The 22,123-nt window shown below is 72.9% G+C and carries 19 protein-coding genes; 11 read left to right on the forward strand and 8 right to left on the reverse strand.

Annotation, left to right across the window (positions count from 1 at the left end; all coding sequences use genetic code 11):
* Window positions 1–69: 69 nt before the first annotated feature.
* Together RM788_RS36120 and RM788_RS36125 are read left to right on the forward strand one after the other, a co-directional pair.
* Window positions 70–954: a methylenetetrahydrofolate reductase gene (locus tag RM788_RS36120; RefSeq protein ID WP_315923569.1), complete on the forward strand. Its 885-nt coding sequence runs from the start codon at window positions 70–72 to the stop codon at window positions 952–954.
* 10 nt (window positions 955–964) lie between these two features.
* Window positions 965–1,579, forward strand: a complete 615-nt coding sequence (locus RM788_RS36125) for a hypothetical protein (RefSeq protein WP_315923571.1) — start codon at window positions 965–967, stop codon at window positions 1,577–1,579.
* A 165-nt stretch (window positions 1,580–1,744) separates the two neighbouring features.
* Here RM788_RS36125 and RM788_RS36130 read toward each other — a convergent pair whose 3' ends face one another.
* Window positions 1,745–2,398 carry a DUF3153 domain-containing protein gene (locus RM788_RS36130; RefSeq protein ID WP_315923573.1) on the reverse strand — a complete coding sequence of 218 codons (654 nt, stop codon included), beginning with the start codon at window positions 2,396–2,398 and terminating at the stop codon, window positions 1,745–1,747.
* Window positions 2,399–2,515: 117 nt separating this feature from the next.
* Between RM788_RS36130 and RM788_RS36135 the strand changes: the two genes are divergently transcribed.
* On the forward strand, window positions 2,516–4,195 hold the full coding sequence (locus RM788_RS36135; RefSeq protein ID WP_315923575.1) for a DUF885 domain-containing protein: 1,680 nt from the start codon (window positions 2,516–2,518) through the stop codon (window positions 4,193–4,195).
* A 319-nt stretch (window positions 4,196–4,514) separates the two neighbouring features.
* Here the strand turns inward: RM788_RS36135 and RM788_RS36140 are convergent, their stop codons facing one another.
* Complete coding sequence (locus RM788_RS36140; protein ID WP_315923577.1) at window positions 4,515–5,081, reverse strand: GNAT family N-acetyltransferase; 567 nt, start codon at window positions 5,079–5,081, stop codon at window positions 4,515–4,517.
* Complete coding sequence (locus RM788_RS36145; protein WP_315923579.1) at window positions 5,078–5,578, reverse strand: YbaK/EbsC family protein; 501 nt, start codon at window positions 5,576–5,578, stop codon at window positions 5,078–5,080. The genes RM788_RS36140 and RM788_RS36145 overlap by 4 nt, the downstream gene beginning before the upstream one ends.
* 207 nt (window positions 5,579–5,785) lie before the next feature.
* Between RM788_RS36145 and RM788_RS36150 the strand changes: the two genes are divergently transcribed.
* Entirely contained in the window at window positions 5,786–5,971 is a 186-nt protein-coding gene (locus tag RM788_RS36150; protein ID WP_315923581.1) for a hypothetical protein, read from the forward strand.
* Window positions 5,968–6,729, forward strand: a complete 762-nt coding sequence (locus RM788_RS36155; RefSeq protein WP_315923583.1) for a maleylpyruvate isomerase N-terminal domain-containing protein — start codon at window positions 5,968–5,970, stop codon at window positions 6,727–6,729. Before RM788_RS36150 ends, RM788_RS36155 begins: the two co-directional genes overlap by 4 nt.
* 5 nt (window positions 6,730–6,734) lie before the next feature.
* Here RM788_RS36155 and RM788_RS36160 read toward each other — a convergent pair whose 3' ends face one another.
* Window positions 6,735–7,628: a LysR family transcriptional regulator gene (locus RM788_RS36160; RefSeq protein ID WP_315923586.1), complete on the reverse strand. Its 894-nt coding sequence runs from the start codon at window positions 7,626–7,628 to the stop codon at window positions 6,735–6,737.
* 194 nt (window positions 7,629–7,822) lie between these two features.
* Between RM788_RS36160 and RM788_RS36165 the strand changes: the two genes are divergently transcribed.
* The gene (locus RM788_RS36165; RefSeq protein WP_315923588.1) at window positions 7,823–9,055 is read left to right on the forward strand and encodes an MFS transporter; all 1,233 of its coding nucleotides are present in this window, start codon (window positions 7,823–7,825) and stop codon (window positions 9,053–9,055) included.
* Here RM788_RS36165 and RM788_RS36170 read toward each other — a convergent pair.
* Entirely contained in the window at window positions 9,052–10,671 is a 1,620-nt protein-coding gene (locus RM788_RS36170; RefSeq protein ID WP_315923590.1) for an alkaline phosphatase D family protein, read from the reverse strand. The genes RM788_RS36165 and RM788_RS36170 overlap by 4 nt on opposite strands.
* Window positions 10,672–10,694: 23 nt before the next feature.
* On the opposite strand from RM788_RS36170, the gene RM788_RS36175 reads away from it, so the two are divergent.
* From RM788_RS36175 to RM788_RS36185, 3 genes are all read left to right on the forward strand, one after another.
* The gene (locus tag RM788_RS36175; protein WP_315923592.1) at window positions 10,695–11,405 is read left to right on the forward strand and encodes a VOC family protein; all 711 of its coding nucleotides are present in this window, start codon (window positions 10,695–10,697) and stop codon (window positions 11,403–11,405) included.
* A gap of 81 nt (window positions 11,406–11,486) precedes the next feature.
* Window positions 11,487–12,164, forward strand: a complete 678-nt coding sequence (locus RM788_RS36180; RefSeq protein ID WP_315923594.1) for a GntR family transcriptional regulator — start codon at window positions 11,487–11,489, stop codon at window positions 12,162–12,164.
* 44 nt (window positions 12,165–12,208) lie between these two features.
* A complete protein-coding gene (locus RM788_RS36185; RefSeq protein WP_315923596.1) occupies window positions 12,209–13,207 on the forward strand; it encodes a 1-aminocyclopropane-1-carboxylate deaminase in 999 nt (332 codons plus the stop codon).
* Between the two features lie 218 nt (window positions 13,208–13,425).
* On the opposite strand, the gene RM788_RS36190 is transcribed toward RM788_RS36185, so the two are convergent.
* Window positions 13,426–13,851, reverse strand: coding sequence for a hypothetical protein (locus RM788_RS36190; RefSeq protein WP_315923598.1), 426 nt, complete (start codon window positions 13,849–13,851; stop codon window positions 13,426–13,428).
* Window positions 13,852–13,872: 21 nt separating this feature from the next.
* Window positions 13,873–18,417 carry an ATP-dependent helicase gene (locus RM788_RS36195; RefSeq protein ID WP_315923600.1) on the reverse strand — a complete coding sequence of 1,515 codons (4,545 nt, stop codon included), beginning with the start codon at window positions 18,415–18,417 and terminating at the stop codon, window positions 13,873–13,875.
* A gap of 140 nt (window positions 18,418–18,557) precedes the next feature.
* Between RM788_RS36195 and RM788_RS36200 the strand changes: the two genes are divergently transcribed.
* Window positions 18,558–20,678, forward strand: a complete 2,121-nt coding sequence (locus RM788_RS36200; protein ID WP_315923602.1) for an Hsp70 family protein — start codon at window positions 18,558–18,560, stop codon at window positions 20,676–20,678.
* Between the two features lie 49 nt (window positions 20,679–20,727).
* Window positions 20,728–21,987: an MFS transporter gene (locus RM788_RS36205; protein ID WP_315923604.1), complete on the forward strand. Its 1,260-nt coding sequence runs from the start codon at window positions 20,728–20,730 to the stop codon at window positions 21,985–21,987.
* Here RM788_RS36205 and RM788_RS36210 read toward each other — a convergent pair whose 3' ends face one another.
* Window positions 21,988–22,113 (reverse strand): hypothetical protein, encoded by a 126-nt coding sequence (locus tag RM788_RS36210; RefSeq protein WP_315923606.1) that lies wholly within the window; start codon window positions 22,111–22,113, stop codon window positions 21,988–21,990.
* Window positions 22,114–22,123 lie beyond the last annotated feature (10 nt).

The raw sequence follows: 22,123 nt of genomic DNA on the forward strand, positions 1-22,123 counted from the left end.
CACCGGGGGGCGTCTCCCAGCCAGTGAAAGCACTCTTCCAGCACCCGGGCACCCCACTAGGGTGGGGGCATGACGACGGTGGTCGAACGGTTGCACGGGCGCGGGCCCGTGTTCTCCGTCGAGTTCTTCCCTCCCCGAGACAGCGCGGACGAGCTGGTCCTGTGGCGTGCGATCCGCGAACTGGAACCGCTCGACCCGGCTTTCGTGTCCATCACCTACGGGGCGGGGGGATCCAGCCGCGACTTCACGATCCGCACCACCGGCCGGGTCGCGCAGGAGACCACCCTGGTGCCGATGGCGCACCTGACCGCCGTCGACCACTCCGTCGCCGAGCTGCGCAACGTCATCGGCTGGTACGCCGCCGTCGGCGTGCGCAACATCCTGGCCGTGCGCGGCGACCCGCCCGGCGACCCGAACGGCGAGTGGATCGCCCACCCCGAGGGCCTCACCTACGCCGAGGAGCTGGTGCGGCTCTGCCGCGAGCTGGGCGACTTCTGCGTGGGCGTCGCGGCGTTCCCGTACGGCCACCCGCGCTCGGGCAACGTCGACGACGACACCAAGTACCTGGTGCGCAAGCTGCGCGCGGGCGCGGACTTCGCCATCGCCCAGCTGTTCTTCCAGCCGGAGGACTTCCTGCGGCTGCGCGACCGGGTCGACGCGCTGGGCTGCGACACCGCGCTGATCCCCGGCCTCATGCCGCTCACGACCCCCCGCACCCTCGCGAAGACGATCGAGCTGTCCGGCGCCGCCGTGCCCCCCTCGGTCGCCCGCCGACTGGACCCCTTCGTCGACGACCCGACGGCCTTCCGGAAGGCTGGGGTCGACCTGGTGACGGAAATGGGGGAGCGGCTGCTCGCCGAGGGCGTGCCGAGCCTGCACTTCTACACCCTGAACCGCTCGAAGGCGACGAGGGAAGTGGTGGCCCGACTGGGCCTGGTCCCCGCGCGTGCGTGAGGAGGCGCGGATGCCCACGTTCGACGAGAACTTCAAGAAGGAAACCGAGGCGCGGCGAGCCCGGTCGGAGGCCCACAAGCGCGGCCTGGCCGACGACTTCGCGGCCAAGGTGCGCTCCGCCGAACCCGTGATCTCACGGGTCTGCCGCGACATGGCGGCCCTGCTGCGGATGGCGAAGGTGCCCGTCGCCAACGAGGACGGCTGGTCCCTGCCGGACCTGCCGTCGGTGTTGGCGAAGCCGCCCCGCTACGTCGCGGCCGACCGCTTCGGCAAGCGCTGGGGCCTGGAGCTGGCGACGAAGTCCTGGGCCACCCTGACCCCGGACGCCGCGCTGCTCAGCGACAGGTTCAAGTCCGGCGTCCGCCGGGAGCGGGGCGCCGAGCGCGACGCCCGTGTCAGGGCGGTGCACCAGGCGATCGCGGTCAGCGACGTGAACGCCCTGGCCGCGACCACGCTCGAAGCGGACTTCGGCATGACCCACCGCCTGGTGCTCGACCGCAACACCCGCGTGCTGTTCGTGTGCGCGGGTGACCAGGGCGCGCGGCCGACCGTGCTGCCGTTCTCGGAGTACGGCAACCGGGCGGCGTCGGCCCTGGTGCACGCCTGGGAGCACCGCGGCCGCTAGTGCGGTGACCACGATCCTCGCCGGGTTTCGCGCGTCTCGGGTAGACCCCGCGCGGAGCGAAACCCGGCAAGGGCCAGCGGTCACCGCCCTGGAGCCCGCGAGGCCCCGGTGCGCCTCCGCCGATGTTCACCCGTCCTGGTGACATCGGCGAAGGCGCACCGGGCGTCAGGCCACCAGGCTCCGCCGGTGCGCGACGAGCGCCAGCACGACGACGATGAGCGCCGCCCCGCCGGTGAGGGCGCCCACGAGCATCACCCAGCCGAAGAACCCCTCGGAGTCCGGCCCCGCGTACTGCACAGTGGCGGTGAGCATCGACGCCTGCCCCGGTTTGGGGCTCCAGGCGATCGTGCCCTCTTCCTCCTCGCGGCCGTTGGTGTTGACCACGCCGCCAGGAAAGCTGATCTTGACCTGGATGTCCGCGCGGTCGATCGGCACCTGGGTGAGGTCGACCGACCCGGACATCGTGACCAGGTCGCCGGAGCGGCGGAAGCTCAGCGTGTAGCGGCTGCTGGAGGAGCTGGTGGCGGCCGAGAGGGTGCGGACCTCGTCGAAGGTCAGGCCGTTGAAGAACAGCTGGGTGCCCGCGTAGGCGTCGGCCTTGTAGGGCTTGGTGGTGACCCGGCTCGCCAGTTCGGACGGCACGCGCAGCTGCGGGCCGGGGTCGTTGTCCGCGGTCGGAGGGGTCGCCGCGATGATCTCGCCGGACACGCGGTCGTCCTCCGAGACCGCCATGGCGGCGTGCAGGCGGACGCACCCCGTCAGCGAGAACGCGGCGAGTAGCAGGAACACCGGCAGTAGGAGCACACGGGCTCTGGACACGCGGCCATCCTGCCAGTAGGGAGCGGTGTTGACCTTGTGCACCAGCCGTTCGACTGGTAATCGTGAGCAAGCCTAAAGACCTTTGCCGTGTCGTAGGCGGCAGGTAGCGTGCCGGACATGGCTTCCTCTTCGGCTGGTGTGCACGACATCAGCAACCGGTTCGTGATCGACTACGTGGCGCTGGACCCCCTCTCGGCGACCCACCTCGGGCTGCCCGGCGGCGAGGACGAGCTCACCGACTACTCACCGGAGGGGCACGCCGCGCGCCACGAACTCGAGGTGCGGGCGCTCCGGGAGGTCGCCGCGGCCGAGCCCGCGGACAAGTCGGAGAGCGACGCGCAGGCCGTCTTCATCGAGCGGACCTCCGTCTCGGTCGACCTGTACGAGGCGGGCCGGGTCGAGAGCGACCTGAACGTGCTGGCGAGCCCGGTGCAGGGGCTGCGCGAGATCTTCGACCACATGCCGACCGACACCCCCGAGCAGTGGGCCGTCGTGGCCCGCCGCCTGGCCGCCATGCCGGACGCCGTCGCGAAGCTCCGCGCGGGCCTGTCCTACGCGGCGGACAAGGGGCAGACCGCCGCGCTGCGCCAGGTGACCAAGGTCGCCGACCAGTGCGACACCTGGTCCGGCCGCCGCGGTGGCCGCTCGTTCTTCGCGAACCTCGTCGACGGCGCCCAGGTCGACGCCGCGCTGCGCACCGACCTGGAGAAGGGCGCGACGGCCGCCTCCGAGGCCTACGGCGACCTGGCCGCGTTCCTGCGCGACGACCTCGCCACCAAGGCGCCGACGAAGGACGCCGTCGGCGAGGAGGCCTACCGGCTCGCGTCGCGCTACTTCGTCGGCTCCCGCCTCGACCTCGCCGAGGCCTACGAGTGGGGCTGGGAGGAGTTCACCCGCATCGAGTCGGAGATGAAGCAGATCGTCGGCCGCATCAAGCCCGGCGCGACCCTCGCCGAGGCCGCCGCCTCGCTCGACGCCGACCCCCGCTACCTCGTGCAAGGCCAGGCCGGCCTCCAGTCGTGGATGCAGCAGCTGTCCGACAAGGCCCTGCACGACCTGCGCGACGTCCACTTCGAACTCCCCGACGAGCTCATGCGCCTCGAGTGCCGGATCGCCCCGCCCGGTGGCGGCGTCGGCGCCTACTACAGCGGCCCGACCCCCGACTTCTCCCGTCCCGGCCGCATGTGGTGGTCCGTGCCCGCCGACCGCGAGACGTTCTCCACCTGGCGCGAACTCACGACCGTCTACCACGAGGGCGTCCCCGGCCACCACCTCCAGGTCGCCACCGCGGTCTACAACTCAGACAAGCTCAACGACTTCCAACGCCTGTTCTGCTGGGTCTCCGGCCACGGCGAGGGCTGGGCCCTCTACGCGGAGCGCCTCATGCGCGAACTCGGCTACCTCGACGACGACGGCAACCTGCTCGGCATGCTCGACGCCCACCTGTTCCGCGCCGCACGGGTCGTCGTCGACATCGGCATGCACCTCGAACTGGAGATCCCGAAGGGCACCGGCTTCCACGAGGGCGAGCGCTGGACCCCCGAACTCGGCCTCGAGTTCATGCTCACCAGGACCATCACCGACCCGTCGCACGTCCACGACGAGATCGACCGCTACCTCGGCTGGCCCGGCCAGGCCCCGTCCTACAAGATCGGCGAACGCCTCTGGCTGGCCGCCCGCGACGACGCCCGCACCCGCCACGGCGCGGACTTCGACCTCAAGCGCTTCCACAAGGAGGCCTTGGAAATGGGCGCCATGGGCCTGGACACCCTGCGCGAACGCCTCGCGGAACTGTAAGCACGCAACCGCAAGCCCAACAGGGGGCTGCCCCACTCCGGGCAGCCCCCACCGCTTTGTCCGGCGAAGCTCGGATGCCTGATCCGTCGCGGAGCGTCGGATGCTTTGTCAGGCGCAGCCTGATTCCCGATCCGACGCAGCCCAACGTCCAACTGGCGGAGCCAAGTCCTACCCTGCCCCCGATACACAGCGCCCTCCTGTGCCACCCTTGTTTGTCAAGGCATCTTTCCCGCCTTGACAAACAAGGGTGGCACATTGAGACAATTGCGCGCACGAGGGCCGGGCTCCGCTCACCCCGCGACCCGGAACTCCCCGGTGCTCACAGCGGCAATTCCCGCCCCAGCACAGCGAACGGCCGCGGATCCCCCGTGAACTGGTAATGCCTCAACACATCCACGAACCCCACCCGCCGGTACAACCGCCAAGCATTGCTCGGCCCCTCCGGCGTAGACAGCAGCACATGCGAAGTGGGCGCCCCCGCCAACAGGTTCCGCAACAATGCCTCCCCCAGCCCCCGTCCCTGGGCCCGAGGCAGGACGTGCAACTCCGTCAACTCGTAGTAGTCGTCCATCCACTCGTCCACGGCCTGCGCCCCGGCGACCGCCGTCAACCCCCGGCGCACCTGCTCGTGCCACCACTGCCCCACGGACCCGCGGTACCCGTACCCGATCCCCACCAGCTCGTCGCGGTCGTCGATCGCCGCCACGCACCGCCAGTCCTCCCGCAGCATGTGCGCGAGCCACATCGGCGCCCGCTGCTCGACCGTCACCAGCGGGTAGTCCATCGCCAGCACGTACAGCCGCAGCGCTTCGTGCAGCCGGGTGTTGAGCTCCTGCGGGGTCAGTTCCACGAGCCGCTCGGTGCGCGGCGAAGGCGCGGCGGTCATCGGGCGACCCGCGCGGGCGTGCCGCCGGTGAGTTCGACCAGTCCGGCGAACGTCGTCGGGAACACCGCGTGCGGGTGCCCGCCCGCCGCCCACACGACGGGGTACTGCTCCAGGTCCGTGTCCACGAACGCCATGATCCGCGAAGGATGGCCGATCGGCGACACACCGCCGATGACCTGACCCGTGTGTTCGCGCACGAAGTCCGGTGCGGCCCGCTCGACGCGGTCCGCGCCCGCGAGTTCGGCCAGCAGGTCGGTGTCGGCGCGGTGCGCGCCCGACGTCAGCACCAGCAGCGGCGCGGGGACGTCCGCGCGGATCGCGGTGAACACCAGGCTGTTCGCGATCGCGCCGACCGGCACGTCCACGGCTTCGGCGGCCTGCGCCGCGGTGCGGACCGCGTCCTCGAGCACCCGGATGCCCTGCGCGGCCTCGTGGTGGCCGGCCTCGGTCAGTGCCGCGGCGACCTTCTGCATGCCTGGATGGGCCAGTTCGCTCACACGTCCAATCAGACCACGGATCCCGATCGGGTCGTCGCTGGGTCCTGGGTTGAGGAATTCCCTCGCCAGGCGCTACGCTGCCGTTGATCGAACATACGTTCGATCAGTGATGCCCTGGCGGTGGGGCGGGGGAAGCGCCCCACCGCCAGGAGCCGCCGTCTCCCCGCGGTGGTCGTCGAGTTCACCGACGCCGCGAGGAGGCCGCCGATGTCAGCTTCGATCGACTTCCCCAAGCCCAGCGGGACCGGGATTCCGGTCCCCGTCCCGCTTCCACCGCCCCCGGTCGCGGCTGTCGAACTCCTCGACCGGGCTCGTGAGGGTATCGCCGAGGCCGCGCGCACCCACCGGGCGGCCGCCCTGGTCGACCGGATCACGCACGAGGCGCGCACGTGACCAAGGCCCTGATCGACTACGGCAGGCTCCTCGACGTGCTCGCGGCCGAGGCCGAGACGCTGGCCACGTCCGTCGAGGGGCAGCGCCCCGAACGCCAGGTGCCCGCCTGCCCCGGCCTCAACCTCGGCGAGACGGCGAGGCACGTCGGCAGCACCTACCGGATGACCCTGTCCTGGTTGCGCGACGGCCGCCAACCCGTGACGTGGCAGCAGAACCCCGCTCCGGGGGAGGACCTGGCGGACTTCGTCCGGGCGGGTGTCGAGCCCCTGCTCGACGAGCTCGCCGCGCACGAGGCGGAGGACCCGTGCGGCACGTGGTGGCCGGAGGAGTCCGACTACGGCTTCTGGGCGCGCAGGCTGGCGCACGAGACGACCGTGCACCGGATGGACGTCCAGGCCGCCGCGGCGATCCCGCTCGACCCGGTGGCCGACGACGTGGTCGCCGACGGCGTGGACGAGGTGCTGTCGCTGTGGTTCGTGCACCGGCTGGACGTGCTGGGCGTCCGCGGCACCAGGGACGGCGTCGTCGCCGTCCGCACCGCTGGCCGCGTCTGGCTCGCCTCGTCCGGCCAACGCGGCTCGTCGGCCTGGCGCGCCACCCCGGAGGAGGCGGAACCGGCCGACGCCGACGTCACCGGCGACCCGATCAAGGTCTACCGGTGGCTGTGGGGCCGCATCTCCGACCGCGAGGTGGAGGTGAACGGCGACCACGACGCCATCGCCCAGCTCTGGGCGCTGCTCCGGCTGGCGACCAAGTGACGGCGCTAGGCGACGGGCTGCGCGGCGAACGCGGCGCGTGCCGAGACCAGCATCGCCGCGACGCTCGGCCTGCTCGCCGAGCGGCGCAGCCAGGTCATCGTGACGGCGGCCCTGGAGTGCTTGCCGTGCAACGGGATCGCGACCAGCCTGCCGGTCGCCACGTGGTCACGGGCCGCGGTCTCGGGCACGAGCGCGCAGCCCGTGCCCGAGGCGACGCAGCCGCACATGGCGGCGAGGCTGGCGACCTCGGCCTCGATCACGACGTCGCCGAGCAGGGCGTCCTCCAGCATCGCGCGGAACCCGCAGCCGGGCGGGGTGGCCAGGAAACCCAGGCCGCGCAGGTCTTCCGCGCCCACCTCGTCGAGCGCGGCGAGCCGGTGGCCGGGCGGCACGACGACCACGAGCCGGTCGTGGGCGAGCACCTCGCTCGCCAGCGCCGGGTCCGCAGGCGCCGCGCCGAAGGTCAGGGCCACGTCCACCGAGCCGCCGCGCACCGCCTCGTAGAGGTACCCGCGGTCGCCCTGCCGCACGGTGACCGCGACCTTGGGCCAGCGGGTCCGGTAGTCGGTGAACAGCACCGGAACCCGGTGCGCGCACAGGGTTTCCAGCGCGCCGAGCACCAGTTCGCCCGCGGGTTCGCCCGGCTGCTCGTCGACCGCGGCCCGCGCCTCCTCGACCAGCAGCAGCACCTGGTGCGCGTAGTCGACCAGCCGTTCGCCCGCGCCGGTCAGCCGCAGCCTGCGGCCGGTGCGGTCGAACAGCGGGGTGCCGAGCTCGGTCTCCAGCGCCTGGATCTGCTCGGTGACGCTGGACTGCGCGTAGTGCAGCTCGTCCGCCGCGCGGGTGAGGTTGAGCGTGCGGGCGACGGCGCTGAACGAGCGGAGGTGGCGCAGTTCCACGGGATCCCGCTCCGTCCATCGGTCCGGCCGATCACCGCCATCGTAACTCCCCGCTTCCGCCGCGCCCCCGTCGTCACGAGGCTGGACGGCGTGACCTCCCCCGCCATCACCACCCGAGGCTCAAGTGGGCTCCTGCTGCTCGGCCTCTCCCTCGGCTACTTCCTCGTCCTGCGCTCGACACCACCGTCGTCACGGTGGCGCTGTCCGCCATCGGCGCCGACCTCGGCGGCGGACTCGGCGCGCTGCAATGGGTCTCCAACGGCTACCCGCTCGCCTTCGCGGCCCTGCTGCTGAGCGCGGGGGCGTGGTCGGACCGCCATGGCGCGCGTCGCGTGCTCCTGATCGGCCTGTGCGCGTTCGCGGTGCTGTCGGCGGTGACCGCGGTCGCCGGGTCGATCGGTGTCCTCATCGGACTGCGAGTGCTGCTCGGCGTCGCGGGCGCGCTCCTGGTCCCGACATCGCTCGCGCTGATCGCCACCACCTGGGCCGAGCCCGTGGGCCGTGCCAGGGCGATGGGCGTGTGGGCCGCGCTCAGCGGCGCGGGCCTGGTCGCGGGCCCGGTCGTCGGCGGCCTGCTCACCGACGCGTTCGGCTGGCGGTCGGTGTTCCTGGTGAACGTGCCGGTCGCGCTGGCCGCCGTCGTGATCACCGTCCGGCGCGCCCCGGAGACCCCGCGCTCGCCGGGGCGCGGCACCGACGTCACCGGGCAGGTCTCGGCCGCCGTCGCGCTGGGCGCGCTCACCTACGGGCTGGTGCGCGCCGAGTGGACCGCCCCCGACGTGCTCGGCGCGCTGGCGGTGGCCGTCGCCGCCGCGGTGGTGTTCGTGCTCGCCCAGCGTCGCCCGGAGACCGACCGGGTGGCGCCGATGCTGCCGCCGCGGCTGTTCGGCGACCGGACGTTCGCCTGGGGTCTGGTCGCGGGCGCGATCGTCAACTTCGGACTGTCCGGCGTCCTCTTCGTCCTGTCGCTGTCGTTGCAGGGCACCCGCGGCTACTCCGCGTCGGCCGCCGGGCTGGCGTTCCTGCCGCTTACCATCCCGACCGCGCTGAACCCGGTCCTCACCGGGCGGCTCGTCGCCGGGATCGGGCCGAAGATTCCGGCGGTGGCGGGTTTCCTACTGATGGCGGCGGGCACGGCCGCGCAGGCGGCGACCACCGATCCGGTGCTCTCGGCGATCGGACTGGGCCTGCTCGGGTTCGGCGTCTCCTTCGCCGTCCCGTCGCTGATGACCGCCGTGCTCGGCTCGGTGCCGAGGGAGCTGGCGGGTGTCGGCGGCGGCGCGGTCAACGCGGCCCGCCAGACCGGCGCAGTGCTGGGCGTCGCCGTCCTGGGCGCGCTGCTCGACCACGACCCCCGCACCGCCCTCGTCACCGCCGCGGCGGTGCTCGTCGTGGGCGCCGTGATCGCGGGGAGGGCCATCGACTAGGCGGGCGGCAGGCCCAGGTCCGCGACCCCGACCAACCCCCTGCCGTCGGGTGTCGCGGACTCCAGGACGAACCGGGCCCGCCGCCCGTCCACCTCCAGGACCGCGATCGAGTTGCCGAAGTGCGGACCGGTCAACCTGGTCCAGGCCAACGGGTCCGCGGGCACGCCCGCGCGGTCGGCGAGCCTGCGCAGCACCCGGCCCATCGGCGGCCACCAGGCCAGCCGGAACACCGGGCGGAAGAACTTCGGCGGGTCGTTGTGCACCGGTGAGCAGGTGAGCTGCATGACGGCGCTGTCCGTCGGCTCCGCGTACTGGGCCTGGGCGGCGTAGCTGTGGTGCACGTCGCCGGAGAGCACGCAGATGGTGCTGGGCGCGTTCTCGCCACGCCCGATCCGGCCGAGGAACCCGGAAAGCCGCTCGAACGAGTCGCGGAACGCGGGCCAGTGCTCCAGGTCGGCGACCTGCCGCACCTGCTCGCCGAACCGGCCGCGCAGGCCGGGTCGGGCGGCCGCGCGCTCGTTGATCGACTGCGCGTGGCTGATCGCGTGCGGCATCAGCCACGGCAGCGACGAGCCGATCACCAGGTGGTCGTAGTCGCCCTCGGCGTTGCGCTCGATCCAGTCGAACTCCTCGTCGCCGACCATCAGCCTGGTGTCGCCCGACAGGATGCGGCCGCACCGGGTGTCGATCACCAGCAGCCGCACCCGCCCGTAGTCGCGGCGGTAGCTCCACCACGTCGACTTCCTGCCGTCCAGCTCGGCGTCGGCGCGCGCCCCGAACTCCTCCAGCATCGGCTGCACGTCGGTGTCCGACCCGGCGGCGAGCACCTTCGCGTACAGGTCGTCGCGCTCCAGTTCCTCCGGCCCGAGGTTGCCGAGGTGCTGGTACACCCAGTACGACGCCAGGCCCGCCCGGATGCGCTCGGGCCACCACGACGTCGCGGCCATCTGCTCGCGCCACGGGCGGGAGGTGTTCCAGTCGTCGCGGATGTCGTGGTCGTCGAAGATCATCGACGTCGGCACGGTCGACATCAGCCAGCGGATCTCCGGGTCGCCCCAGGACTCGTGGTAGAGCTGCGCGTACTCGCGGAAGTGCAGCACCTCGTCGACCGGGTCCTTGCCGCCGCGCCGCTTGCGCAGCCACTCCTTCGTCTTCGACGTCGGCTCGTCGGCGTACACCTGGTCGCCGAGCAGCAGCAGCGCGTCCGGCCAGTCGTGCTGGGGCTGCTTCGACATCCGCAGCGCGTAGGCGTCCAGCGCGTCCGGGCCCAGCTTGTCGTCGGTCGCGGGCTGCACCGGCTTCGCGGCCCGGCACGACCCGAACACGATCCGGTGCGTCAGGTCCTCATCGGACTTCGTGCTGATCCGGCACGGCGGGAACTCCGAGTCCGGCTCGGGCCAGACCACCTCGCCGTCGAGCCGCACGTCGTACTCGGTGGTGGTCCCCGGTTCCAGGTTCTCGATGCGCACCAACGCGTAGTGCAGCTCGCCGACCCGGAACGTCCTGGACCGGTGCCCGGCGATCTCCACCTCGGTCGCGGCGTCCGTCTCCACCCACACCGTCGCGGACGTGGCGTTGACGTGCCGCAGGACCGGACCGAGAACCAGCTTCACCATTGGACAGACGTTACCGTTGGTGGATGGCAACGAGGCTGAACGACGTCGTGGTCGACGCCGCGGACCCGGCCGCGCTGGGTCGATTCTGGTCGGCACTGCTGGGAACACCCGTCACCGGCGAGTCCGCCGAGGAGGTGGACGTGGCCGTGGCGGGAGGCGTGGAACTGGTGTTCGTGCCGGTCACCGACCCGAAGACCACCAAGAACCGCCTGCACCTCGACCTGGCCAGCACCTCGCTCGACGACCAGGGCGCCATCGTCGAACGCGCCGTCTCATTGGGCGCGCGGCCGGTCGACCTCGGCCAGCGCGGCGTGCCCTGGGTGGTGCTCGCCGACATCGAGGGCAACGAGTTCTGCGTCCTCGAACCCCGCCCCGAGTACAGCGCCACCGGGCCGGTCGCCGCGATCGTCGTCGACGTCGCGGACACCGGTGCCCAGGCCGACTTCTGGTCGGCCGCGACCGGGCTGCCGATCGTGAACCGGACCGCCGAGTTCGCGTCGCTGCGCCAGGAATCGGGGCCCTGGCTCGAATTCCTGCACAGCGACGACCGCAAGCGCGTCAAGAACCGCCTCCACCTCGACATCGCGCCCGGTGCGCACGACGACCAGGCGGCGGAGGTGGCCCGCCTGCTGGCGCTGGGCGCGAAACCCGTCGACGTCGGCCAGGGCGCGCGGACGTGGGTCGTGCTCGCCGACCCCGAGGGCCAGGAGTTCTGCGTCCTCTCCCCGCGCTGACCCGGTTCCCTCCGCCCGTCCACCGGTGACGAGCGTCGCCGCCCCCTTGACCTGGTGTCCTTCATCGGCGACAGTGCTGATATGCAATATATTGGTCGTCTGGACCGCTCGCTCTACCGCGATCGGGCGTTGACGGCGATCCGCGAGGCCATCGTCGTCGGCGACCTGGCGCCGGGCACGCCCATCAAGGACGTCGAACTGGCCGAGGAGTTGGGCCTGTCGCGCACCCCGGTCCGCGAGGCGCTGGCCAGGCTCACCGACGAGGGCTTGGTGGAGACCAAACCGCACAGCTACACCAGGGTCACGCCGTTGGACACCGCCGCCGTCCGGCATGCGCACGCCGTCGTGCAGGCCATGCACGCGCTGGCCGCGCGGCTGGCCGTGCCGCTGATGACCCCCGCCGACCTCGACGCCATGCGCGCGGCCAACAGCCGCTTCGAGGCGGCGTTGCGCACCGCCGACGTGCACGCCGCGCTGGCGGCCGACGACGAGTTCCACGACGTCGCGGTCCGCCGTGCCGACAACTTCGCGGTCACCGCCACCATCGACCGCTACACCCCGCTGGTCCGCAGGCTCGAACGCCTGCGCTTCGCCACCCCGCCCGGCCGCCACTCGGTGGCGATGCACGCCGACGTCATCGCCGCCTGCGCCGCCGCGGACCCCGCCCTCGCGGCCGACCGGGTGTCCCTCAACTGGGCCACCCTCGCCGACCTGCTCGAATCCGGGCCGCTCGAATCCGACCCACCGAGTCCGACCTGACCGAGTCCGCCCCGACCGAGTCCGACGACCAGAGGAGAACCCCAGTGCTCCATGACTTCCCCCGCTACCCGCTGCTCTTCGGCCCGTCACCCGTCCACAAGCTGGAGCGCCTCACCCGCCACCTGGGCGGCGCCGAGGTGTGGGCCAAGCGCGAGGACTGCAACTCCGGTCTCGCCTACGGCGGCAACAAGACCCGCAAGCTCGAGTACCTCGTCGCCGACGCGCTCGCCACCGGCTGCGACACCCTCGTCTCGATCGGCGGCGTCCAGTCCAACCACACCCGCCAGGTCGCCGCGTCCGCCGCGCGGGCCGGGCTGAAGTGCGTGCTGGTGCAGGAGAGCTGGGTCGACTGGGAGGACCCCGGCTACGACAAGGTCGGCAACATCCAGCTCAGCCGCATGATGGGCGCCGACATCCGCCTGGTGCGCGCCGACTTCGGCATCGGCGTCAAACCCGCGTGGGAGCAGGCCATCGCCGACGTCCGCGCGGCGGGCGGCACCCCGTACCCGATCCCGGCGGGCGCCTCGGACCACCGGCTGGGCGGCCTCGGCTTCGCCAACTGGGCCAAGGAGGTCGAGGCCCAGGAGGCGCAGCTCGGCGTCTTCTTCGACACCGTCATCGTCTGCTCGGTCACCGGCAGCACCCACGCGGGCATGGTCGCGGGCTTCGCGGGCACCACTCCCGAGCGCCGCGTCCTCGGCATCGACGCCTCCGCCAAGCCCGTCGAGACCCGAGCCCAGGTCCTCAGGATCGCCACCGGCACCGCCGACCTGCTCGGCGTCGAGGTCCAGGACTCCGACGTCCTGCTCGACGAGCGCTTCCACGAGGGTGTGTACGGCGTTCCGGGCAAGTCCACAATGGACGCCATGCGCCTCGGCGCCTCACTGGAGGGCATGATCACCGACCCGGTCTACGAGGGCAAATCCCTGGCAGGCCTCATCGAACTCGTCTCCACCGCCGAAATCCCACGCGACTCCAACGTCCTCTACGCCCACCTGGGCGGCCAACCAGCCCTCAACGCCTACAGCACCCTCTTCCCCTAACCGCGAGTCGAACCCCCAGACACCCCGTGTCGAACCCCCAGACACCCTGACTCGAACGCCCAGACCTCGCGAGTCGAACCTTCAGGCACCCCGTGTCGAACGCTCAGGCACCTCGAACTCTTCACTCGCGCATACCGGCTTCCCCGCCGTGGTGCCCGAATGTTCGACTCGGGGTGTCCGGAGGTTCGACACGGGGTGTCTGAGTGTTCGACTCGCGGTTATTGGGCGGGGCCGATCACGGGACCGGGTCGGTGGGTGGTGATGTGGGCGACGGTGTCGGTGCTGATCTTGTGCCAGCCGGGGTCGAGCCAGGTGGTCTCGGCGCCGAAGGCGTAGGTGAAGTCGACCTGGTAGCGCAGGCCGTCGGGGACGCGGAAGCCGTCGATGTCGATCCTGGAGTCGCTGCTGCTCCCGGCGGCCAAGGTGTGGACGCCCCTGGACTCGCAGGGAGCCGACTCCCACTCGCACCAGTCCAGCGCGATGTCCACCGGGATGTCCAGGCCGTTGACCACGGTCCCGCAGATCCCGAACTCACAAGCCCCCACGTGGGCGCCGTCGGTCCAGTCGGCACTGGCCGCGACCGCGCCGGAGACGGTGAACACGACGGTCGCCACCGCCGCCAGCACCGCCCGCGCTCTGCCCATGCGCCCAGTGTCCCAGAGCGGTCACGCCCTCAGCCTCAGTCCCTTCGGCGTCGCCCGGAACCCCGCTTCTTGCAGGACTCCCGCCAGCCGGGAGCCCAGCGCGATCTCCCCGTCGGCCTTCTGCACGGCCAGTTGCCCCAGCCACCCGTCGTGCACGGCCCGGCTCAACGACCGCGCGGCGACCCGCAGCACTTCCTCGTCCTCGGTGAACGACAGCAGCGAACGCCCGCCGCGCTCCACGTACAGCACGGCCACCCCGTCCACCAGCACCGTCAACGCCCCCGCCTTGCGCGCCGGGCGGTGCTTCCCCTCGCCGACCAGTTCGGGCCAGTCCAGGGCCGCGCCGTACGGCTGGGCGGGATCGGCGGCGGCCAGCACCACCGACTCCGGTGTGCCCAGGTGGTCCTGGCCGGGAGGCCTGGACAGCGCGCGGAGGCGGTCGACCGCTCCCCGCGCGGCGAACTGCGCGGCACCCAGCCCCTCGACCACGTATCCCCGGACCACCTGCCCGGACTCCTCCATCGCCCGCAGCACCCGGTAGACGCCGCTGAACCCGCCCGTCACCCGCTCGGTGTCGAGCGCACCCCTGGTCAGGACACCGTGCCGTTCCAGGAACGCCTCGGCCCTGGCGTGCGCCCGCCGGGTCGGGTCGGACGCGGGCACCACGGCGAGCGACCACCGGCCCGCGACCGTCGGAGGCCCGGTGCGACTGGGCATGTCCGGCCGTCCGGCCCGCATCCGGGCGTACCGGCCGCGCGGTGCCGTGCGGCGCGGTTTGTGCGCGGCGCTCTTGCCGGACACCAGCGCCCGCAACGGCGCCAGGGTGTCGTTCGTGACCAGACCGGCCCAGACCAGGTCCCACAGCGCGCCGACGACGTCCGAGTCCGTGGTCGGGCCCTGCAACGACATCCGGTCGACCAGCTGCCGGAAGAACAGCGCGCCACCGGCCAGCGCCTCGACCACCGCCAGGTGCAGCGGCGACTCCGGGGCCGCCTCCGGCACCAGGTCGGGCAGCAGCAGGTCGGCCACGTCCGTCGGGGCCAGCGCGATCCAGCCGTCGCCACCGGCCAGCGACCCGCACCCGGTCCACGTCACCTCGCCCGACGCGGTCAGCTCGTCGAGCAGCGCGGGGGAGTAGCCGGGCAGCCGCGCGGGCAGCAGCAGCGACTCCAGCGCGCTCGCGGGCAGCGGCGCGCCCGCGAGCTGTTCGACCACCGACAGCACGTCGTCCACCGACGGCGTGGACCTCTGCTTCCGGCCGACGCCGTGCCAGCTCGGCAGGAAGCGGCCCAGCGCCGCGGTCTCCACCGGTTCGACCTCGGCGCGCAGCCGCGCCAACGACGCCCGCCGCAGCCTGCGCAGCACCTCCGCGTCGCAGTACTCGGTGTGCGTGCCACCCGGCCGCAGCTCACCGCGCACCAGCCGACCCGTCCCGGACATCCGGTCCAGCACCCCGGTCACCACCGCGATCCCGAGCCCGAACCTGGCCGCCGCCTCCAGCGCCGGGAACGGGCCGTGCGTGCGGGCGTACCGGCCGAGCAGGTCGCCGACCGGGTCGGCCACCGGCTCGGTGAACACCTCCGGCACGCCCACCGGCAGCGCCACCCCCAGCGCGTCCCGGAAGCGACCGGCGTCCTCGATCGCGATCACCCGCTCCTGCCCGGCGATCCGGATGCGGATCGCCCGCCGCTGCTCCACCAGTTCGGTGAACCACTCCGGCCGGATCCCGCGCTCGGCACCCTCGGCCTCGCTCAGGTCGCCGAGGAACCGCAGCAGGTCCGCCGCGTCCTCGGCGTGCCGCGCGTGCCGGTCCTCGACCAGCCGCTGCAGGCTGCGCTCGACCTCCTCGACCACCTCGGGGTCGAGCAGCTCGCGGATCGCCTCCGACCCGAGCAGCTCCGCCAGCAGCGTCGAGTCCAGCGACAGCGCCGCCGCCCGCCGCTCGGCCAGCGGGGTGTCCGTCTCGTACAGGAACATGCCGACGTAGCCGAACAGCAGGCTCCGCGCGAACGGGGACGGCGTCGACGTCTCCACCTCCACCACCCGCACCCGGCGGGCCCGGACGTCGCCCATCAGCTCGCGCAGCCCCGGCACGTCGTAGACGTCCTGCAGGCACTCCCTCATGGCCTCCAGCACCACCGGGAAGCTCTCGTACTTCGCCGCCACCGACAGCAGTTGCGCCGCCCGCTGCCGCTGCTGCCACAACGGCGACCGCTTCCGCGGATCGCGCCGGGGGAGCAGCAGCGACCGGGCCGCGCACTCCCGGAACCGCGCGGCGAACAGCGCCGACCCGCCGACCTCGGCCACGACGATCTGCTCGACCTCCTCCGGGTCCAGCAGCACGTCCTCCGCGCCCACCACCACGTCCGCGCCGTCCATGTCGACCGCGTCGGGCAGCCGCACCACGATGCCGTCGTCGGAGTGCGCCGCCTGCACGTCCACCCCGCGCCGCTCCCGCAGCCTGGCCGCGATCGCCAGCGCCCACGGCGCGTTGACCTGCGCGCCGAACGGCGAGTGCACGACCAGCCGCCAGTCGCCCAGTTCGTCGCGGAACCGCTCGACGAGGATCACCCGGTCGTTCGGCACGTGCCGGGTGGCCTCCCGCTGCTCGGCCAGGTAGCTCGCCAGGTTGCTCGCCGCCCACGCGTCCAGCCCGGCGTCGGCCGCCCGCACCGCGGCCTGCGGGGCGTCCGCCGTGGACATCTCGCGCAGGAACTTCCCCAGCGCCCGCCCCAGTTCCAGCGGCCTGCCGGGCGCGTCGCCCTTCCAGAACGGCATCCGCGCGGGCTGCCCCGGCGCGGGCACCACGACCACCCGGTCGTGGGTGATGTCCTGCACCCGCCACGCGGACGTGCCCAGCAGGAACGTGTCGCCCACCCGCGACTCGTAGACCATCTCCTCGTCCAGCTCGCCGACCCGCGACCCCGGCTTCCCCTCCGCGCCCGGCGTCATCACCGCGAACATGCCCCGGTCCGGGATCGTGCCGCCCGACGTCACCGCCAACCGCTGCGCCCCCGGCCTGCCGTGCAGCTCCCCGGTGACCCGATCCCAGGTGATCCGCGGCCGCAGCTCGCCGAACTCCTCGCTCGGGTACCGGCCCGCCAGCATGTCCAGCACCGCGATCAGCGCCGACTCCGGCAGCGCGGCGAAGGGCGCCGCCCGCCGCACCAGCCCGGCCAGCGCCTCCACCGTCCACGTCTCCAGCGCCACCATCGCCACGACGTGCTGCGCCAGCACGTCCAACGGGTTGCGCGGGTACCGGACCGCCTCGATCGCGCCGTCGCGCATCCGCTCCGCGACGACCGCGCACGACACCAGGTCGCCGCGGAACTTCGGGAACATCACCCCGCGCGACACCGCACCCACCTGGTGGCCCGCGCGGCCGACCCGCTGCATCCCGGACGCGACCGTCGGCGGCGCCTCGACCTGGATCACCAGGTCGACCGCGCCCATGTCGATGCCCAGCTCCAACGACGACGTCGCCACCACGCACGGCAGCCGCCCGGACTTCAGCTCCTCCTCGACCACCGTCCGCTGCTCGCGCGCCATCGACCCGTGGTGCGCGCGCGCGACGACCGGGGCCGTCTGGGTGGTGACCCCGGACTGCCCGATCGCCTCCGCGGGGAAGGTCTCGAGGGCCACGGCTTCTTCGGCCAGCTCGTTGAGCCGCGCGGTCAGCTTCTCCGCGAGCCGCCGCGAGTTCGCGAACACGATCGTCGAGCGGTGCTCCCGAACCAGGTCCAGGATCCGCTGCTCCACGGCGGGCCAGATCGACGCCTTCTGCTCCGCCCCCGCCGCCGAGCCCGTCACCTCGCCGGTCGGCTGCCCGAGGACCGACATGTCCTCCACCGGCACCTCGACCCGCACCTCGATGGTCTTGGCGGTCTTCGGCTGCACCACCCGCACCGGGCGCCCGCCCGCGAGGAACGAGCAGACCTCCTCGACCGGCCGGACCGTCGCGGACAGCCCGATCCGCTGCGCGGGCTTCTCCAGCAGCGCGTCCAGCCGCTCCAGCGACAGCGCCAGGTGCCCGCCGCGCTTGGTCCCGGCGACCGCGTGCACCTCGTCCAGGATCACCGTCCGCACACCCCGCAGGGACTCCCGCGCGGCCGAGGTGAGGATCAGGAACAACGACTCCGGGGTCGTGACCAGCACGTCCGGCGGCGTCCGCATGAACGCCCGCCGCTCGTCCGCGGGCGTGTCACCCGTCCGCATGCCCACCGTGATCGACGGTTCGGCCTGGCCCAGCCGGTGCGCGGCCTGCCGGATGCCCGCCAGCGGCGCCCGCAGGTTGCGCTCCACGTCGACCGCCAGCGCCTTCAACGGCGAGATGTAGAGGACCCGGCACCGCAGCTTCGGGTCCTCGGGCACCGGCGTCGACGCCAACCGGTCGAGCGACCAGAGGAAAGCCGACAGCGTCTTGCCCGACCCCGTCGGCGCGATGACCAGCGTGTGCTCACCCGCCGCCGCGGACCGCCACGCCCCGGCCTGCGCGTCCGTGGGTGCGGCGAAGGCCCCGGCGAACCACTGCCGGGTCGCGGGTGAGAAGGCCTCCAGCGCGTCCATGCCCCACATCCTGACCCAGACCACCGACAATTTCCGTCCGAAAGCCCCCTGACCTCGAAGAACCCAATCCGGTCAACCGCCAACCACACCCCCTGCCCGACGTGGCACCATCAAGCCGGTCCACCGACTAAGGGGAGAACGTGCGCGTCCTGTCCGTTGACCTGGGAACTTCCAACACGGTGGCGGTGCTCTCCGCGCACGGCCGCCCGCCCAGGGTGGTCGAGGTGGACGGCTCGTCGGCGATGCCGTCCGCGGTCTACTGCGAGGAGGACGGCACCCTCGTCGTCGGCCGCGACGCCGAGCGCCGCGCCCGGCTGGACCCGTCGCGCTACGAACCCAACCCGAAACGCCGCATCGCCGAGGGCCTGGTGCGCCTCGGCGGCACCGTCGTGCCGGTCACCGACGCGCTGGCCGCCGTGCTCGGCCGCGTCCTGGAGGAGACCGCCCGCCAGCTCAACGGCGCGCAGCTCGACGAGGTCCGGCTGACCCACCCCGCGCAGTGGGGCCCGACCCGCCGCAACGTGCTGATCTCCGCCGCCCGGCTGGCCGGGGTGACCGCCGAGCTCGTGCTCGTGCCGGAACCCGTGGCCGCCGCGGCCCACTACGCGCTGGCCATCGAACGCGACTTCGTCGCCGGCCAGGCGCTGGCCGTCTACGACCTGGGCGCGGGCACGTTCGACGTGGCCGTCGTGGGCGTGACCCGGCACGGCTTCGAGGTGCTCGCCAACGACGGCCTGCCCGACCTCGGCGGCCTCGACGTCGACCAGGCGCTGCTGGAGCACGTCGGCCGCCAGGTCTCGCACAGCGATCCCGGCCACTGGCAGCGGCTGATGCGGCCGGACTCGACCGCCGACCGCCGCGCCCGCCGGACCATGCTCGACGACGTCCGCTCGGCCAAGGAGGCGCTGTCGCGGCACCTCCAGACCGAGGTGCCGATGCCCCCGCCGTTCACCGACGTGCCCGTCACCCGCGCGGACATGGAGGCCCTGGTCCGGCCGCGCCTGCTGCGCAGCGCCGAGCTGCTGGCCTCCACGATCGCGTCCACGGGCATGTCCGCCGACCAGCTGGCCGGCATCTACCTGGTCGGGGGCTCCAGTCGGATCCCGCTGATCAGCGCCATGATCACCCAGCAGGTCCGGGTCGCGCCCACCAGCCTCGACCAGCCCGAGACGGCCGTCGCGCTCGGCGCGCACCACGTGCCGAAGGAGGGCATCCACCTCCGCGAGACCGACGACGAGCCGTCGACCGTGAAGCTGTCCGGCAGCGAGGCGCCCACGGTCGTCACGGAGCCCGTCGACGGCGGCGACTACCCGACCCAGAACATGCCCGCCACCGGCGGGTTCCCGGCGCAGAGCGGTCCGCTCCCGGTCAACCCCGCGCTGAGCGGCCCGTACCCGATGAACCCCGCGTTGAGCGGCCCGTACCCGGTCAACCCCGCGCTCAGCGGCCCGTACCCGGTGCACAGCGGACCCCACCCGGTGAACACCGGTTCGCACCAGGTCAACAGCGGGCCCCATCCGGTGAACACCGGCTCGCACCAGGTGCAGAGCGGGCCCCACCAGGTGAACCCCTCGTCCACCGGCGGCCACCCGGTGACCGCGCCGTACTCGGTGAACACGTCGTTCTCGGTCAACAGCCCCTACCCGACGACCGGGCCGCAGGAGTTCAACTTCCCCAGCACCGTCACCGCCAAGCCGGTGAAGAAGCAGCCCAACCGCAAGGTGCTGCTGGCCGCGGGCGGCGCGGTCGTGCTGGTGCTGGGGGTCGTCGGCGGGATCTTCGCGCTGAGCGGCCCGGACGTGCCGAACGCGCAGGAGTGCAAGACCGACACCGCGACCGACGACAAGGGCTTCACCAAGTGCCTGCGCCAGCTCGCGGGGGTGGTGCCGGACGGCAGCACCTGCAAGTCCGGCGGCGCGGCGGGCGTGTCCGGCGTGAACGCGATCAAGGGCAGCGTCGTGAGCTGCGAGCTGGCCGACGACTACGCCGTCCAGTACGTCCTCACCGACACGGTCACCGGCGCCCAGCAGGGCGCCGACGCCGTGGTGCAGTCGCTGCGGGCCGACGTGGTCGAGGCGGAGTGGGCGGGCAACGGCCTGGAGGGCAAGTACCGGTCATCCGCGGACGGCGGCGTGGGGCTGCTCGCGTTCACCGCGACGGACCGGCCGCTGCTCGGCATCGTGACCAAGACCGGCGACGAGAAGCTCACCGCGGACGACATCGCGACCTACTTCGAGCAGCACATCCAGCCCGGCACCTGACCCGGACGGACCTGGTAGCGGGGGTCGCGACCGTGCCACCATCGTGATCATGGCGACCGTCGCGCCCGAGGTCGGGCACCTTCAGCGCAAGGTGCTCCGCGTGCTCACGACCACCCAGGTCCTGGGTGCGGCGGGCGTCACCATCGGTCTCGCCTTCAGCACGCTCGTCGCGGCCGCCCTCGCGGAGTCCGACGCGGTCGGCGGCCTCGCCCAGACCAGCGCCGTCGTCGGCGCCGCGCTGCTCGCGCTCCCGGCGGCCCGCGTGGCGCAGCGCCGGGGCAGGCGTCCCGCGCTCGTGCTCGGCTACGGCGTCGGCGCGATCGGGGCGCTGGTCGCCGCGCTCGCCGTCGCGCTCGGGTGGTGGCAGCTGCTGCTGCCCGCCCTCGTCCTCTTCGGCGGCGCGTCCAGCGCGAACCTCGCCGCCCGCTACGCCGCGACCGATCTGGCCCACCCGCACCGGCGTGCGCGCTCGGTGGGGATCGTGGTGTGGGCGGCGACCATCGGCGCGGTCGCCGGCCCCAATCTGGCCGACCCCGCAGGACGGCTCGCGACGGCTGTCGGGCTGCCGGTCGGCTCGGGGCCGTTCCTGCTGGCCGCCGTCGTGTTCGGGCTCGCGGCGCTGGTGATCGCGGTGTTCCTGCGGCCGGACCCGCTGGTCGTCGTCCGCGACGCCGCGCCGGCACCGGTCGTCCCCGCCCACTGCGCGGGAGGCCAAGCGCCGACCAAGGGCAGCGCCGCGGTGTGGCGGTCGCTGCGGTCCAGCGCGAAGCTGGCGCTCATCTCCATCGCGCTGTGCCACACCGCGATGGTTGGGCTGATGTCGATGACCCCGGTGCACATGAACCACGCGGGCTCCTCGCTGCGGGTGGTCGGCGTGGTGATCAGCCTGCACGTGGCCGCGATGTACGGCGCCAGCCCGCTGTTCGGCTGGATGGCCGACCGCCTCGGCCGGATCCCGGTGCTGGCCATCGGCGCCGCGCTGCTGGTCGCCGCCTCCGGCGTCACGGGCATGGCGCCCTCGGGCGACGCGCCGCAGCTCGCCGCGGGCCTCACCCTGCTCGGCTTCGGCTGGTCGGCCGGTCTGGTGTCCGGGTCCGCGCTGCTCACCGAGTCCGTCGCGGTGCCCGACCGGCCCGCGGCACAGGGGCTGTCGGACCTCTGCATGAACATCGGCGGCGCGATCGGCGGCATCACGGCGGGCGTGGTCGTCACCGCGTGGTCGTTCGCGGCGCTCGGCCTGGTCGTCGGGTTCCTGGCGCTGCCGCTGCTCGCCGTGTGCGTCTACAGCACCCTGCGACGACCCGTCTGATCACTTCCGGCGGTTGCCCCACCAGAACCGCAGGCCCACGAGCACCGCGACCAGGAGCATGGCGACCATCGCGACCTGGCCGACCGGGGACGACAGGCCGGTGGGATCTTCCTGGAGCAGCGGCACCCCCTGAGGT

Origin of the sequence: Umezawaea sp. Da 62-37 (assembly GCF_032460545.1) — a bacterium.
In the GTDB taxonomy this organism is placed as follows: domain Bacteria; phylum Actinomycetota; class Actinomycetes; order Mycobacteriales; family Pseudonocardiaceae; genus Umezawaea.